A 16,892-nucleotide genomic window follows, 5' to 3' on the forward strand; every position below is an offset into this window, starting at 1 on the left:
GATCACTCGTACTTCAGCTTATCCACCGGGTTGGCATTTGCCGTACGCGCCGATTTAGTGCTTACGATCACCAGCGCGATCACCAACACCAACACGCCGGGCAAAACAAACCTCCACCACGACAGCGGGATGTGCTGGGCAAAGTTGCTCAGCCAACTGTCCACCACATAATAGGCCACGGGCACGGCCAGCGCAAAGGAGATGGCCACCAACTGCACATACTCACGCGAGAACATCACGAGGATCTGGCTTACATTTGCGCCCAGCACCTTGCGGATGGCCACCTCTTTGCCCTTGCGATTCACGACGAAGGTGATCAGGCCATAGAGCCCAAGACAGCCGATGAGCAGGAATAGCAAGGCGAACAATTGAAAGAGCTGTGCATATTTGTTTTCCTGCGCATAGAAAGCCCGGATATTGTCGTCGAAGAATTGGTAGGAGAACACGTGTTCCGGGTAATTCTCTTTCCATATTTTTTCAATGTCCTTCACGGCCGCCATCAGGCTTTTTCCTTCCCGGGTTTGAAGCTTGATGCTCACCGTGGAGTATGAACCCGGTTCGGTGCGCATGGCGATGTTGTCGTATCCTTCCTTCAGGGAGTTCATAAAATAGTTGTTCACCACACCGACCACGGTCATGATCTGGCCATTCCACTTCAGTGGCTGGCCGAGCGCTTCTTCCGGCGTGCCCAGGTTGAGGGAGTTGACCAGTTGCTGATTGATCAGGATGTTCCGCGACGAGTCGGCGGCGATCAGGTTTCGACCCGCCAATAATTTGAGTTGATACAGGCCGACGTAAGCACTATCGATGGAACCAAATTCGAACACCACATAATCTTTCATCTCTTTCGCTTCCGGTTTTCCGATGTCCTGGTAGCTGTGGCTGCGGTTTACGCCCGAGGGCAGCGTGTAACTAAAACTCACTCTCGCCACCGACGACAGGGCCCGCAGTCTGTCGGCCAGCACCTTGATGCCTGTCACGCTTCGGTCGGGCACGCGTACGCTGATGACGGCGTCGCGGTTGAATCCCATATCCACATTTTGAAAGAATTGCATCTGGCTCACTACGATGAAGGTGCCCACCACCAGCACTTGCGTGATCGTAAATTGAAATACCACCAACACCTTGCGCAAGCTGAACCCCCCCAGCCGCTCCGTGGTAAACGTGTTTCGCAAGGCATCGATCGGATGGAAACGGGAGATGGTCCATGCCGGATAAAATCCGGAAACCAGGGTGACGACGGCGATGATGGCCAGGAGCAGGAGAATGACCGCCGGGTCCGTAAAATTATAATGGGTAAGCCTCAGGTTTAGGATGGGCTGCAGCGCGATGATCAACGCTTCCGACAACCCGAGTGCGATCACCCCGGCGACAAACACGACCAAAAACGTTTCGATCAGGAACTGGATAACGAGGTTCTTGCGATTGCTGCCCATCACTTTGCGCAACCCGATCTCTTTCGACCGCAGCACCGATTGTGCCGTGGCCAGGTTGATGTAGTTGATACTGCCCGTCAGCAAGAGGAACAAGGCCACCAGCTCCAGGGCCAGGATGGTCTCGCGGCTGATCGTCCGGCCGCTGAACGTGCCAAAGCGTGCGTCGAAGTGCACGTCGCCTAACGCCTGCAGCAGGTAGTGCCGTGAACTGGACAGTTCTTTTGATGTGTGTGCGGCATGGACCCGGGCGATCTGTTTTTCCATATCGGCTTGTGTCATGCCTTCGGGCAGGCGGATGTAGACACTGTGGCCATCGTTCACACCGGTCCATTCGTTCCAGGCGCCCGGGTTCAGGTTCGTCAGGCTGCTGTAGGAGAGGAGGATCGAGAAAGGGAAATCGGTGTTGTTGGGAAAGTCTTCGACGACGCCGGTCACCTTGGCATCGTACCGCTTCTGAAGACGCAAGGTTTGACCGATGGGATTTTCGTCGCCGAAATATTTTTTTGCATACGACTTCGTGAGCACGATGCTGAGAGGCTCGGCCAACGCCTTGTCGGGGTTGCCGGCCAGCCAGGTGAGCCCACCCTTGCCAAAGTCGAAAAGTTTAAAGAACGCCGCATCCACCAACACGGCGCCGCTTTCTTCCCGGAACTTTCGGAGGGCCGTGCCCGATGGGTCGATCACATCCACATTGGCGCCACCGAAATATTCCATGGCCGCCATGTTGGAAAGGCCGGGAATTTCTTCTTTCATGGCCACCGGTACCGGGTAGGAAATGCCCGTCCGGAACTCCGACATATCGTCGCCGCTCACACGCACCAGTCGGTAGATCCGGTCGGCGCCGGTGTGCGACGTGTCAAAGCTCAGCTCAAACCGCACCACGGCCAGGATCACCAGCGTGGCCGCGATGCCCGCGACGAGCCCGAGAACATTGATGACGGTGTTGCCCTTCTGCGTGGAGAGGCTGCGACGGGCCATTTTAAAATGTGTCGTAAGCATAGGAGTGGGTTTGGGGTGATACGAAGGTTTTTTCCAGAAGAAGCTTTTAAAGAGGAAGCCCACTCCGTTCAGCACATATCGTCTTCGGGCGTGTTGAATATTTTTGTTGAGAATGTCTTTCACAAACACCTCGTAGAGATCGCCGCGGATCTCTTCGGAGAGATCGGGTGGCGACAGGGAATCGATGAGCGAATCAACCCAGGCTGGCGGTTTGAGGCTGTGATTCATGAGGCAGCGGTTTTAGCGATGAGGGTCCAGATCAGGTCGCGGGTGTCGCGCAATTCTTCCAGTGCGTTGCGGCCGTGGGCGGTGATGCTGAAGAGCCGCTTCCGGCGTCCTCCCCGTTCGGTAGAAGCGCCACCCATTTTTGATTTCACAAATCCTTTCTCCTCCAGGCGGTGGAGGACAGCGTGTATGGCGCTGATGCTGAGTTCGCGGTTGGCTTGCGCTTTCAATTCTTCGGCCACCGTCACGCCATAGGCTTCCTTGTTCAGGAGGGCGACCATCAATAAGATCAACTCCTCCAACTCCCCGAGATAAATGCGAGACGACATAGTGGGTATTATTTCAATGTTTGTAGAGCAAATATATGACCAAGCCCTTCCCGGCTTCAAAGGCACGGATTTATACCAGTAAACTGTACGGAACGTATCTCTTTTCGCCCGTTTCCGGACGGGGGTTTTGCAGGTAATGTAGTAGCTTTACAGGCTGTATAAGCGGCTTTATCTGGATGTCTGTACGTTTTAAATACGCGGCGTTGTGTCTGTTATGGGTTGTGCAGAGCAGTGTGCTCCACGCACAATACGAAGCGTCTCATTGGGCCTTCGGCACCTATGCAGGTCTGGATTTTACCTGCGCCAACACACGCCTGGCCATTTCACCGTTCTTTGGCCTGGAAGGCGGATCGACCATGTCCACCGCCGACGGCAAGCTTCTCTTCATCACCAACGGCGACCAGGTCTGGAACAAGGACTTTCGGATCATGCCCAACGGCAGCGACCTCGGCGCCCAATGTCTCGGGTTTGGCGACAACCCTTCGTCCACACAAAGCGCCCTCATCGTTCCTCATCCCGGAAACCCAAATCAATATTATATTTTCTCCACCGACTGCGCCGAAGATTACTTTGCCGACGGGCTTCGCTACTCCATCGTAGACATGTCGCTGAACAACGGACTGGGCGATGTGATCCTGAAAAAGCAATACCTCCGCTCCCCGGTGGCCGAGAAAATAGCCGCCGTTTTTCAGCCGAATGGCAAAGACGTGTGGCTGGTGGCGCACGGCATTCAGAACAATGAGTTCTATACCTACTCCATCACCGCCGGTATAGGGTTCAACCCGGTGCCCATCGTCTCCGCCACGGGCCAGATACATACCGGGGGGCGGGGGTATCTCAAGTTCTCCCCCAATGGCGAGCGCCTGGTGGCCAACAGTTTTGAGATCGGCTACTACAATACCGATGGCATTTACCCCGAACTTTTCAAATTCAACAAAAACACGGGCAAGGTCACTTCCGATTTTGTCATCACCTCGTCGCTGAGGGGTATGTATGGTGCTTCCTTTTCACCCAACAGCAGTGTGCTCTACCTCGCGTGCGCGTGGGGCTGCGTGGAGCAAAACATCGTGCAATACGACCTCAGCCTTGGCACGCCGGACCAGATCATGGCCCACCGGCAATCCATGTCGGTCTGGGCTGAGGTGGGCGCCTTGCAACTGGGGATCGATGGCCGGTTGTATTTTCAACTCTACAACGGCGATGGCGGCCTGGGCGTCTTCACCAATCCCAACGGCATTGGGGCGGCGGCGGACATGATCCGGGACTACATCAAGTATCCATGTCCCATCGCCCAGGGCTACGGACTTCCCAACTACATCGAATCCTACTTTCAAACGCCGCTCGTTCGCACCGGCACGTGCCCCCAATTGCCGGTGAGTTTTTTTAAAAGCGTTGACTTTACTTCAAAAAGCGTTTGCGAAAACCTGACCGTGGACTTTGCCATCCAGGCCGACTATATTCAATTTGATCACGCCCATGGCGATTATTTTGCGTGGGGCGGTACACCTTCCTATGCGTGGGATTTTGAAAACCAGGGCTACTATGTCAATCCAGGAACAGATCCGATCACGCATGATTATCCAGCGCCGGGAAAATATACCGTCACGTTAAGGGCTTTTGATTATTATTGTTTTGGAACGACGGTTCAAAAAGATGTCGGTGTGTCCATCCTCGAAGCGAACTTCAGCTACACCGTTGCGTGCGTGGGTCACGCCGTGAACTTTAAAAATGAGTCGCTGGCTTGTGCCGATGGCACAACCTGGGCGTGGGACTTTGGCGATCCGGGTCCCGGTAACACCAGCACACTATCCGATCCTGTACACGTATACCCCAGGGCTGGAACCTACGAAGTCACACTCACCGCAAACGGGACGTCCGAAAAAAAGATAAATGTCGAAGTATTGGAAGACCTTCCCGTGCTGCAGGAAGACGTCGACTTTTGTTTTGCCACCCCCGTCACGTTCGGACCGGTATCCGATATCCCTGGCGCTACCTATCAATGGGATGACGGTTCAACGCACCGCCAACTCACCGCCGCCGATCCCGGCCAGTATTCACTGGTGATCGTTCGCAACCAATGCCTGGCGGAAAGCAAATTCAACCTGCACTACCGCGACTGCGCGCAATGCGATGGCCTCCTGAAAAGCATCTCGCTCGGCAGCGATACCGTGATCTGCGACGGCGATTCGTTTTCGATGGGTCTGCCGGAAACAACACCCGGCACCTTTGCCTGGCGCAACGGGGCCACTACACCCAAAATCCAAGTCGACAAGGCCGGAACCTATACCTTAAAACTCACCCAGGGCAACTGCGTCACGTCGGCTTCCCGCGCCGTGGAGGTAAAGAATTGCGAAACGTGCAACGACTTCATCACAAACATCATCACGCCGAACGGCGATGGAAAGAATGATGCGTTTGTTTTTTCATCGGATTGTGATTACGATCAATTCCGGATGCACATCGTCAACCGCTGGGGAAAAACCATCTACACCACCTCAACACCGTCCTGGAACGGCATCACGGGAACCGACACTAATGCTTCCGGCATTTATTATTATTCGATTGAATATTCCCACCCCGGTGCACAAGGCAGAAAAATAGCTGAGCATCGGAAGGGGTGGATACATGTTGTGAAGTAAATGGTTGCGCCCTTGTTGGTGTTCTTCACCAACAAGATTTATGACGATCCCTTTAATAGTAATGAGTAAAATTATGAGGGCGATGATGTAGGAGACGACATGTTTTGTTTCGGGAATGTGGTTGGAAGCGATTCATGTTGGTGAAGAACACCAACATGGGCGAGGGGCACGATGTGTTTTGTTTTTGGGAATGTTGTGTGGAAGCGATTCATGTTGGTGAAGAACACCAACATGGGCGAGGGTGGTGAATAAACCAACACGGGCGATCGGGCGATCATAACTTCAAATAAAAATCCCGCGTCAATTCAACATAGCTGTCGGACCATTCCAGCTTCTCCTTATATAATAATATCTCCCCGGTTTCAGTCGCCCGTTCCTTTCGCGAAAATTCCAGCAACCACCGCTCGATGGGTTTTCCTTCGCGCGTGCGGAAGCTGTATTGCCGTGTGCAGAAAAAGCCATGCTGTTTGGCGAGGTCGATGAATTGGAGGCCTTCGGTGTAGGGTAGCACGACGTTGAGCGTTCCTTGCGGCTGCAGCAGGCGGTCAGCGGCGGCGAGCAGGGAGGCGTGATCTAGAGTCACCGTGTGGCGCGCTTCGTGACGGCGTTTGTTGGGTGGCTCTTGGCTGTTGATGAAGAAAGGGGGGTTACTTAAGATAACATCGTAGAGATAGGGATGAAAGGGGGGTGACGGGGGGTAATCCTGGATCGGGGCGACGTGAATGTGCAGACGCTCGCTCCAGGGTGAAGCCAAAAAATTCTCCGCCGCCTGCGCAGCATCTTGTCCCTCAATCTCCACCGCATCGATCTGGGTGGTGGATGGAGTCCGTTGGGCGGCCATCAGCGCAATGATGCCGGAACCTGTGCCGATGTCGAGGATCCGGGTCGCGTTTGCAACGTGGGCCCAGGCGCCGAGCAGGACGGCGTCGGTGCCCACTTTCATGGTGCTGCGGTCGTGCTGCACTTCAAATTGTTTGAACTGAAAATGCGTTTTCCTTTTCATACCTTCACGGCCCGGGTTGGCAGGACAGCTTTCTTTCCGTGATCTTCGTTAAGAAGAAAAGAAAGGAATGATCGTCCTTTTATAAACTTTACACCGTAAGTATATGGAAAAAATTCGCTGGGGTATTTTAGGATGTGGCAAAATCGCCAACAAGTTCGCCGCCGACCTGCGGCTGGTCAAAGATGCAGAACTGGTGGCCATTGCCTCGCGCAATCCAAAAAAGATCGCCGCCTTCACCGCCGAGTTCCCCGTGCCGCTCGTGTTCCATACCTACGAAGCGCTGGCCGCCTCGCCCGACGTGGATGTGATCTACGTCGCCACACCCCACGGCTTTCACCGCGACCACACCTTGCTGTGCCTGCAGCATAAAAAAGCGGTGCTGTGCGAAAAAGCGTTTGCCCTCAATACCTACCAGGTGCAGGACATGATCGCCGCCGCCCGCAAACACAACACCTTTTTGATGGAGGCCTTCTGGACAAAGTTCCTCCCGCAATATCAAAAGGTGAGCACGCTCATCAAGTCGGGCGACATCGGCGAGGTGAAGCTTGTGCAGGCCGACTTTGGCTTCCGCGCCGAGAAACCCACGCCACAGCGGCTCTACGACCCGACCTTGGGTGGGGGAGCACTGCTGGACATCGGCATCTACCCGGTTTTTCTTGCCTTGTCGTTCCTGGGCAAACCCGTGGACGTGAAGGCCGTCATGAAACCATACTCTTCCGGTGTGGACGAGCAGATCGCCATGACGCTGGCCTTCGAGAACGGCGCCTTGGCCAACCTCAGCGCCACCTTCGCGGCCGACACGCCCGTGGAGGCCACCATCGTGGGCACAGCAGGCTACATCCGCATGAGCAACCGCTTTCACAACGCCACATCGCACATCACCATGGTCAAGGATAGGCAACCACCCCAAACCATCGAAGTGCACCGCGAGGAAGGCTATGGCTACCAGTTCGAGGCGCGCCACGTGAACAGCTGTCTGAACAAAGGCCTCACCGAAAGCCCCGTGATGTGTCATGCCGACTCGTTATTATTAATAGAGACCCTGGATCGCATTCGCAAAAGCTGTGGCATCCGCTACGAAGCCGACCGCCAATAGCCGTGACACCCTTGCTTTGACGAATCTCCTCCTGACGCATGAATCACCCTCCGCCATCTCACGTCGCGATCAAACAACTGATCGCACCCCAAATGGACGCTGACTACTGAATACTAACTACTAACTACTGACTACTGAATACTAACTACTGAATTCTGGCTCCTGGATTCTGGCTCCTGTATTCATAATTGGAACACCATTTAAATTTATTGACTGCACCAACCCGGAGGAAACCTTTCAGAATAAAGAATTTAAACTAATTTTCGGCCTCATTTTACAACCCGGTATGAACCCATCTTTGACTTTGACCGGCGACAAAGCCGCTGTATTTGCAACCGTTGAGAACTATCTGGCCAACGCCGGCTTTAAAGTAGCCGCCAAGGACTTTAACCGCCCCTGGGGTGGATTCTTTGTGCTGGACGAGACGCAAGCCCAGGCTTTCGCCGATCTGTATTTTCCCGGCATCAACCTCGACACGTTGCGCATCAGCGGCAAGCTGAGCCCGAAGATCTTGATGGTGCAGCCGCAGACCCGCTTGTCGTGGCAATATCACCACCGTCGCGCCGAGATCTGGAAACTGGTGGCGGGCACGGCCGGTGTCGTGACCAGCGAAACGGATACAGAAGGCGTTGTGAAAAGCCTGGCCCTCGGCGAGATCATCCGCCTGCGCCAAGGACAGCGTCACCGCCTGGTGGGTCTCGACGGCTGGGGCATGATTGCCGAGATCTGGCAACACACCGACGCCAACCATCCTTCCGACGAGAGCGACATCGTGCGGGTGCAGGATGACTTCGGACGGTAACGCCGTTTATCATAACCATTTAATATTGAAGGGAACAAGGTGGCCAAGAAGTTGAAGGATGCCGAACTGAAAGCGTTCCTGGACGAGAAGGTGGACCGCTACAATCAACCGGGGTTCATCGAACTGGATCCCATCTCCATTCCCCATGCCTTCACCAAGCCACAAGACATCGAGATCGCCGGCCTCTTTGCCGCCGTGCTGGCCTGGGGGCAGCGCGTGACCATCGTGCGCAAGTGCCAGGAGCTGTTGAGCCTGATGGACAACGATCCGCATCAGTTTATCCTTCATCACCGGGCGCGTGACCTGAAAGCGCTGGAGACCTTTAAACACCGTACGTTCAACGCCACCGACACCTTATATTTTGTGGAGTTCCTCAAATGGTTCTACCAACACCACACGTCGCTTGAGGAGGCTTTTGTAGTCGATCCACGGGCGAAGACGATAGAGGGTGGGTTGATCCATTTTCACGATCTTTTTTTTAGCCTCGACGATTATCCCCATCGCACGCGCAAACACATCTCCACCCCGGAACGAAAGTCGACCTGCAAGCGCCTCAGCATGTACCTCCGCTGGATGGTGCGCAACGACAACAAAGGTGTTGACTTCGGGTTGTGGAAAAATATATCGCCGGCACAGCTCGTCTGTCCGTGCGACCTGCACGTGGACAGGGTAGGGCGGAGGCTGAAACTGATCCGTCGCAAACAAACCGATTGGCAAACGGCGTTGGAACTCACCGCCAATTTATCGCGGCTCGATCCGGCCGACCCGGTGAAGTACGACTTTGCCTTGTTCGGTTTGGGCATCGAGGAAGGACGGTCGAAAAAGAAAAGCTGACCTCGTGCGGAGATTGTGTGCAGGGTTGGCGGCCACCGGATCGGGGCCGTTGAGCCTTGAAAATGACGCGGACAAAGGAGCGATTTACCACACGTCCTTTCTGCCATCGTTAGCAAAATAGAAAAGTTCCCGTCTTTGTTTCGAAGGCACTCAAAACATACATGAGAAGTCCGGTTTTACACGGGTGAAATGTGCTCTTTTCAATTTAAAATCATTCTAAATTACACTGATATTCTTCGAAATTGACCCCATCTAAGCATTCCGTAATTACCTTTCGCAGGTTTTGAAATGGGGCACGAAAACCCCATAATTTATTGCGCAACGGCCTAAATAAATTTGAAAAAATGAGTTCCGATAGTAGATTTGTGCCGCTTGTTTTGAAAACGGACACTGAACCAAACATGAATAGAAATTTTATCTCCTCCGCTTGCAAGTTCCTCTCCCTGGTTTTCGTCTTCGCATTTCTCAATCTTACATCTAACGCTCAGGAAATCTCCAAAGAGCCCGCTGCCATCAGCGCTGGTGAGACATTGTTTAATGCCAACTGTAAAGCCTGTCACAGAGTAAAGTCCAAGTTAGTAGGTCCCGCGTTGCAAAACGTTTACGACCGGGCCCCTTCCATCGACTGGATCAAGTCGTTTGTGAAGAATTCCTCCGGTGTCATCGCAAGTGGAGATGACTACGCCAACAAGCTGTACAATGAGTTCAACAAAACTCAGATGACAGCTTTTTCTTCTTTTAAGGATGCCGACATCATGAACATCCTGGCCTACATCAAGGCCGAAACGGAGAAGGTGGCTGTTACCCAGGTACCTAACGGTCCGGTTCCTCCCACAGGCGGCGGCGATGGCGGTGTTTCGAAAACCTACCTCGACGTCATCCTCGCCGGCATGCTCCTCATCCTGGTGTTGTTGTTGATCATCTTAGGTTTCCTGGTTTCCGCCCTCAAGCGTTTCCTCGATCAGAAAGAACTTTCAGAGGAAGAGAAAGAAGTTGTTCATTCACCCATCACGCTCGGTACAGTGACCAGCAGCTCGGGTTTCATTTTCATCGTGGTGTTCCTGGCCGGTGCGCTGGGCTTCAAAGCGGTGATCAACGGTTTATATTCTATCGGTATTCAGCAAGGCTATGCTCCCAAGCAGCCGATTGCTTTCTCGCACAAGATCCACGCCGGTCAATTGGAGATCGACTGTAAATATTGCCACGTAGGCGTCATGAAAGGGAAGAGCGCTACCATTCCTTCTGTCAACATCTGTATGAACTGCCACAACCAGATCAAAGAAGGTCAGCAGACAGGAACGGGCGAAATTGCCAAGATCACGGCGGCGTGGGAAAATAAGAAACCCATCGAGTGGGTTCGTATCCACAACCTTCCTGACCTGGCCTACTTCAACCACTCCCAGCACGTGAATGTGGCGGGCGTTGAATGCCAGACTTGCCACGGTCCTATCGAAACGATGGACGTTGTTCGTCAGCACTCTTTATTGACCATGGGCTGGTGTATCGATTGCCACCGCAAAACCGATGTGAACACCAAAGGCAACGCATACTACGACAAGCTGGTAGAGCTGCACAAAGAAAAGTCGAAGACACCGATGAAGGTAGAGGATGAAGGTGGATTGGAATGTGCCAAGTGTCACTATTAATATATAGAATAATTACGGTCAACGCATCGCGATAAACGATTTATGGAAGAATCAAAGAAGGTATACTGGAAAGGCATAGAGCAACTGGCCAACAACCCGGAGTTTGTAAAGCACGCTCACGAAGAATTTGCTCAGCCAGGACCGGAAGAAGATCTGGGTCATTCCCGCAGGGATTTCTTGAAAATGATGGGCTTTGGTGTGTCGGCCGTAGCATTGGCCGCTTGCGAAGCGCCCGTGCGCAAGGCTATTCCGTATGTGAACAAGCCGCTCGACATCGATCCCAGCATCCCGAACTACTACGCTTCAACCTACACCAACGGCGGCGACTACGCCAGCATCGTGGTGAAGACCCGCGAAGGTCGTCCGATCAAAATTGAAGGTAACGCGCTTTCGAGCGTGTCCAAAGGCGGCACCAGCGCTCAGGTAGAGGCTTCGGTGCTCTCTTTATATGACAACTCCAGACTCCGCGGTCCTTTTAAAAGAGGCGGCGAGAAGAAAGAAAAGATCACCTGGGAAGATCTTGACAAGGAGGTAGGCGCAAAGTTGGGTGAAATTGCCGGCAAAGGCGGTCAGATCCGCATCGTTAGCAACTCGATCCTGAGCCCCAGCACAAAAGCAGCCATCGCAAAATTCACAGCGAAATATCCTACGACACAACACGTTCAGTACGATCAAGTATCTGCTTACGGCGTGTTGAAAGCCAACGAAGCTTCTTTCGGCAAGGCGTTCATTCCTTCCTACGACTTCAGCAAAGCTTCCGTGATCGTGAGCGTTGCCGCCGACTTCCTGGGCAGCTGGATCTCCCCGATAGAATTCACCAAGCAATACGCCATTACGCGCGATGTGACCGAAGAAAAGAAAGAGATGTCTCGCCACTATCAGTTCGAGTCAATCTTGTCGATCACCGGTGCCAACGCCGACTACAGAGGACAAATCAAACCTTCGGAAGAAGGAACGGTCATCGTGACCTTGTATAACCTGATCGCAGCCAAAGCCGGCAAGCCTGCCGTTTCGGGTGGCGATGAGAAAATAAAATACGCCGCCAAAGCTGCGGAAGACCTGTGGGCTGCCCGTGGCAAAGCGCTGGTCGTAGCGGGTTCGAACGACAAATCGGTTCAGATCCTCGTGAACGGCATCAACGACATGCTGGGAAGCTACGGCACCACCATCGACACCGCCGTTACGGTGAACTATCGTCAAGGCGACGATGCCGCCATGGCAGCATTTGTGAGCGACGTGGAAGGCGGCAAAGTAGACGGCGTGATCTTCTACAATTGCAACCCAGTATACGATTATCCCCAAGGCGACAAACTGGGCGCAGCGCTGAAGAGCGTAGCCCTGACGGTAGCCACCAGCTATAAAGAAGAAGAGACCGGCGCGCAGGCACAATACCTGGCACCCGATCACCACTACCTCGAAGCCTGGAACGACGCCGAGCCGAAGAAAAATATGTACAGCTTAGGCCAGCCGGCCATCACGCCGATCTTCAAGTCGCGTGCCGCGCAAGAAAGCCTTTTGCTGTGGGCCGGCGAACCGAAAGCCGACTACTTTGAAATTCTCCAAAGCAACTGGAAGACCTGGTTCTACAAAGGCCAAGGCGATTTCCAAACGTTCTGGGACAAAGCCCTCTACGATGGCGTATTGGAGTTGCCCGCCGAACCGGCAGCAGCTGTAGCCTTCGCCGGCGACGTGAACGCCGCTGCGAGCGCGATTGCCAGCACACCGAAGTCAGCCGGCTTCGAGTTGGTGATCTACGAAAGCGGTAACATCGGTAACGGATCACAATCCAACAACCCGTTGTTGCAAGAGCTTCCCGATCCCATCACCAAAGCCGTTTGGGATCACTATGTAACCGTATCTCCGAAAGACGCGAAGGACATCAACTTCAGCGAAAGCATCACCAAATATTTCACGATCGCCGTAGAAGGCAAGTCGGTCAAGCTTCCCGTGTTGGTTCAACCCGGACAAACTCCCGGCACGATCGGCGTACCCCTCGGCTACGGCCGCACCAAAGCCGGCAAGGTAGCCGATGGCATCGGTGTGAATGTTTACCCGCTCGTAGCGATGGTGAACGGCTCGTTGAGCTATGTGCTCAACAATGTGAAATTCGATAAGACAAACGAAGAATACCAGATCGCGCAGACGCAAACCCATAACACGTACATGGGCCGTCAGACCGTGGTGCAGGAAACCACCCTGGCCAAATTCCAGGAAAAACATTGGGACCGCGAGTTCCATCCCACGGTTTCCACCTGGGCCGATCCCAAGCATAAAGTCGCTCCCGGCGAAATGGCCATCTGGAAAGGTCACGAATACAAAGATCACCATTGGGGCATGGCCATCGACCTGAACACCTGTATCGGTTGTGGCGCTTGCGTGGTGGCTTGTAACGTAGAGAACAACGTGTCGCTGGTAGGTCGCGAAGAAGTGATCAAGCGCCGCGAAATGCATTGGCTGCGCATCGACCGCTACTACAGCAGCGACGCTCCCGCCGACGATTGGAGAGGTGTTGAAGTGGCTGCGGAAAACCCTGAAGTGGTGTTCCAGCCCATGCTGTGCCAACATTGTAACAACGCACCTTGCGAAACGGTATGCCCCGTGGCAGCTACGACGCACAGCACCGAAGGTCTGAACCAAATGACCTACAACCGCTGTATCGGAACACGCTATTGCGCAAACAACTGTCCTTATAAAGTAAGACGTTTCAACTGGTTCAAATATCACGACAACCGTCAGTTCGAAACCGCTAACCCGGCCATGAACACCGACCTGGGCAAGATGGTATTGAACCCCGATGTGACCGTACGTTCACGCGGTGTGATGGAGAAATGCTCGTTCTGCGTGCAACGCATCCAGGCCGGCAAGCTCACCGCCAAGCGCGAAAGAAGACCGATGAACGACGGCGAAGTGGTAACCGCCTGCCAGGCATCGTGCTCCACGGGCGCCATTGTATTCGGCGACATCAACAACCCCGAGAGCAAGATCTCCAAGCTGTTGAAGATCAGACCGGCAGACCCCGAACGCCCGCACCGCGTAGACAAGATCACGGACAATCCCCGTGCCTACCAAGTGCTCGAAGAGATCGGCGTGAAGCCCAACATCTGGTACCTCACCAAAGTAAGAAACAAGGACAAGGATGCAACCAAGGCGTAAGACCGAGGTTGAAAAATCGAAAAACGAATAAGTGTATAACGGATAACTTATAATCATAAAATGCAGGTAAGTTCAGTAGTTCGCGATCCCCTGGTAACCGGTGGCAAAACAGTAAAAGATGTTTCGCACGACATCAGCCGGCAGGTGGAAGGAAGTCCCACCCGTTTGTGGTGGATGGCTATGGGAGTCTCTTCCATCTTCTTTGCCTTTGGCTTCTATTGCGTGTGCACCCTGTTGTGGAATGGGGTGGGCGTCTGGGGTCTTAACAAGACCGTAGGTTGGGCGTGGGACATCACCAACTTCGTGTGGTGGGTCGGTATCGGTCACGCCGGTACGCTGATCTCGGCCATCTTGTTGCTGTTCCGTCAGCGCTGGAGAATGTCGATCAACCGCGCTGCTGAAGCCATGACGATCTTCGCCGTTATCTGTGCCGCCACTTTCCCGCTCATGCACATGGGCCGCCTCTGGTTAGGTTTCTACTGGGCGCTTCCGCTCCCCAACGCTTTCGGTTCCCTCTGGGCCAACTTCAACTCGCCCCTGTTGTGGGACGTGTTCGCTATCTCGACTTACTTCACCGTATCACTGGTGTTCTGGTATATCGGTCTTATCCCTGACTTCGCCGTTATCCGCGACCGCGCCGTAGTGCAAGGCAATAAGATACGTGCCGAAGTATACAACGCCCTCAGCTTCGGCTGGCAGGGTGGCGCCAAGACCTGGATGCGTTACGAATCTGTAGCGTTGATCCTCGCCGGTCTTTCCACACCCCTCGTACTTTCGGTTCACACGATCGTATCCATGGACTTCGCGACGTCGGTTATCCCCGGCTGGCACACCACCATCTTCCCGCCCTATTTCGTTGCGGGTGCTATCTTCTCCGGTTTCGCCATGGTGTTGACCCTGTTGCTGGTCACCCGCGTGGTGTTCAAACTGGAGGACTACATCACCATCTACCACATCGAGTTGATGAACATCATCATCATCGTGACCGGTTCGGTAGTAGGGGTGGCGTATATCACTGAATTGTTTATCTCCTGGTACTCCGGCGTGGAGTATGAAGGATATGCTTTCTATAACCGCGTGCAAGGTCCGTATGCCTGGGCATACTGGTCCATGATGACGTGTAACGTGATCTCCCCGCAGCTGTTCTGGATCAAGAAGATCCGCACCAGCATCGCGGCCACGTTCATCCTGTCCATCATCGTAAACATCGGTATGTGGTTCGAGCGCTTTGTGATCATCGTTACTTCGCTCCACCGCGACTACGTTCCGTCGAGCTGGACGATGTTCCACCCCACGATGTACGACATCGGGGAGTACCTGTTCACCTTCGGTTTGTTCTTCTGCGCCTTCCTGTTGTTTGCCAAATTCTTCCCCGTGATCAACATGGCCGAAGTGAAGAGCATCATCAAGGTAGGCTCCGAAAAAGTAACCGCCGACACGCACGATACGCATCATTAATGCACTTGTAAAACAGAGACAATGGACGCAGAAAAAAATTATTTAGTAGGAATATTTGACGACGAAGATGTGCTCGTCAGCGGAGTGACTTCCATCCGCGAAAAGGGTGTGAAGATCCACGAAGTATATTCGCCGTTCCCGGTGCACGGCCTGGATGAGGTGCTCGGCTACAAACGCAGCCGTTTGCCCATCGCCGCCTTCATGTTCGGCATGACCGGCACCAGCCTGGCCCTGCTCATGCAGATCTGGATGTTGGGCTATGACTGGCCCATGATCATCGGTGGTAAGAACTTTGTGTCGCTGCCGCCTTTTATCCCTGTGACCTTCGAGCTCACCGTATTGTTGTCGGCCCTCGGCATGGTGGCGACCTTCATGATCGTAAGCGATCTGAAGCCCTACCGCTGGCCCCGCCAGTTCGACTTGCGCAGCACCGACGACAAACACGTGATGGCCATTGACCTGGCGCTGAACCACGGCAAAAGCAAAAGCGAGATCACCAGCATCCTGAAAGCCGCTGGTGCCACTGAAGTGAATGAAAAGAACTTTGAATAATCCGAGAATATACCATATGCGCATTGTATCCACTTTGTTTGTAGCATTTTCTGCCGCCGTCGTGTTGACTTCCTGTGGTGCCGGTGGTGACAACCAGGGAACAGAATATGCCCCCAACATGTATCACTCCGTGGCGTATGAGCCCTATTCTCAGATCACCGACGAGGATGCGGGACGCTGGCTGACGTCGATCGACTATCCCGATGGCCACGCCGAATTTTACAACTCCAATAAGTTCAACCCCTACCGCATGAACATGCGGGAGTCGGCTCCCCACACCGTAGCCCGCAACAAGCACGGATGGTTGCCTTACCGCCTCGGTAAAGACAGCCTCGCGTTTGCCGCAGCCAACGTGAAGAGCCCGCTCGACTCCACGGCCGCCATCATTGCCGACGGAAAAGTATTATACGAGACCTATTGCGACCACTGCCACGGCCCCAAAGGCAAAGGCGACGGCAAAGTAGCTGCCGGTGGCATCAAGGTAGAAGTGAACGGCGAACAAAAGGAACGTTCGATCTATGCCGGTGTAGCCAACCTGACCAGCGACGCATTGAAAGGCGTGAGCGAAGGTCACATCTTCCACGTGATCACGATGGGCAAAGGCCTCATGTGGTCGCACGGATCACAGATCAGCCCCGAAGACCGCTGGAAGATCGCCAAGTATGTGAAGACCCTTCAAAAATAATTGAGGTACCAACGTAGAACTGAAAAACGGATAAC

General features: G+C 53.8%; 12 protein-coding genes. 9 read left to right on the top strand and 3 right to left on the bottom strand.

Features of this window, described 5'->3' with window-relative positions; translation table 11 throughout:
* Positions 1 to 2 precede the first annotated feature (2 nt).
* Together BUB30_RS25135 and BUB30_RS25140 are read right to left on the bottom strand one after the other, a co-directional pair.
* Positions 3 to 2,663, bottom strand: a complete 2,661-nt coding sequence (locus BUB30_RS25135) for an ABC transporter permease (RefSeq protein WP_073139935.1) — start codon at positions 2,661 to 2,663, stop codon at positions 3 to 5.
* Positions 2,660 to 2,989 (bottom strand): PadR family transcriptional regulator, encoded by a 330-nt coding sequence (locus BUB30_RS25140; protein WP_073139938.1) that lies wholly within the window; start codon positions 2,987 to 2,989, stop codon positions 2,660 to 2,662. Before BUB30_RS25140 ends, BUB30_RS25135 begins: the two co-directional genes overlap by 4 nt.
* A gap of 176 nt (positions 2,990 to 3,165) precedes the next feature.
* Between BUB30_RS25140 and BUB30_RS25145 the strand changes: the two genes are divergently transcribed.
* Positions 3,166 to 5,628 (top strand): PKD domain-containing protein, encoded by a 2,463-nt coding sequence (locus BUB30_RS25145; RefSeq protein ID WP_073139940.1) that lies wholly within the window; start codon positions 3,166 to 3,168, stop codon positions 5,626 to 5,628.
* 274 nt (positions 5,629 to 5,902) lie between these two features.
* Here the strand turns inward: BUB30_RS25145 and BUB30_RS25150 are convergent, their stop codons facing one another.
* Positions 5,903 to 6,631 (bottom strand): tRNA1(Val) (adenine(37)-N6)-methyltransferase, encoded by a 729-nt coding sequence (locus BUB30_RS25150; protein WP_073139943.1) that lies wholly within the window; start codon positions 6,629 to 6,631, stop codon positions 5,903 to 5,905.
* 103 nt (positions 6,632 to 6,734) lie between these two features.
* Between BUB30_RS25150 and BUB30_RS25155 the strand changes: the two genes are divergently transcribed.
* From BUB30_RS25155 to BUB30_RS25190, 8 genes are all read left to right on the top strand, one after another.
* Entirely contained in the window at positions 6,735 to 7,727 is a 993-nt protein-coding gene (locus tag BUB30_RS25155) for a Gfo/Idh/MocA family protein (protein ID WP_073139946.1), read from the top strand.
* 286 nt (positions 7,728 to 8,013) lie between these two features.
* Positions 8,014 to 8,529, top strand: coding sequence for a cupin domain-containing protein (locus BUB30_RS25160; RefSeq protein ID WP_143165080.1), 516 nt, complete (start codon positions 8,014 to 8,016; stop codon positions 8,527 to 8,529).
* A 39-nt stretch (positions 8,530 to 8,568) separates the two neighbouring features.
* On the top strand, positions 8,569 to 9,363 hold the full coding sequence (locus BUB30_RS25165) for a TIGR02757 family protein (protein WP_245804172.1): 795 nt from the start codon (positions 8,569 to 8,571) through the stop codon (positions 9,361 to 9,363).
* A gap of 401 nt (positions 9,364 to 9,764) precedes the next feature.
* The gene (locus tag BUB30_RS25170; protein WP_073141160.1) at positions 9,765 to 11,009 is read left to right on the top strand and encodes a c-type cytochrome; all 1,245 of its coding nucleotides are present in this window, start codon (positions 9,765 to 9,767) and stop codon (positions 11,007 to 11,009) included.
* Positions 11,010 to 11,051: 42 nt separating this feature from the next.
* Positions 11,052 to 14,162 carry a TAT-variant-translocated molybdopterin oxidoreductase gene (locus tag BUB30_RS25175; protein WP_073139948.1) on the top strand — a complete coding sequence of 1,037 codons (3,111 nt, stop codon included), beginning with the start codon at positions 11,052 to 11,054 and terminating at the stop codon, positions 14,160 to 14,162.
* A gap of 60 nt (positions 14,163 to 14,222) precedes the next feature.
* On the top strand, positions 14,223 to 15,620 hold the full coding sequence (gene nrfD, locus BUB30_RS25180) for an NrfD/PsrC family molybdoenzyme membrane anchor subunit (protein WP_073139951.1): 1,398 nt from the start codon (positions 14,223 to 14,225) through the stop codon (positions 15,618 to 15,620).
* Positions 15,621 to 15,641: 21 nt separating this feature from the next.
* The gene (locus tag BUB30_RS25185; protein WP_073139953.1) at positions 15,642 to 16,172 is read left to right on the top strand and encodes a DUF3341 domain-containing protein; all 531 of its coding nucleotides are present in this window, start codon (positions 15,642 to 15,644) and stop codon (positions 16,170 to 16,172) included.
* 16 nt (positions 16,173 to 16,188) lie between these two features.
* A complete protein-coding gene (locus BUB30_RS25190; protein ID WP_073139955.1) occupies positions 16,189 to 16,857 on the top strand; it encodes a c-type cytochrome in 669 nt (222 codons plus the stop codon).
* The last annotated feature ends 35 nt before the right edge of the window (positions 16,858 to 16,892 follow it).

The organism is Chryseolinea serpens, from assembly GCF_900129725.1.
Lineage (GTDB): Bacteria > Bacteroidota > Bacteroidia > Cytophagales > Cyclobacteriaceae > Chryseolinea > Chryseolinea serpens.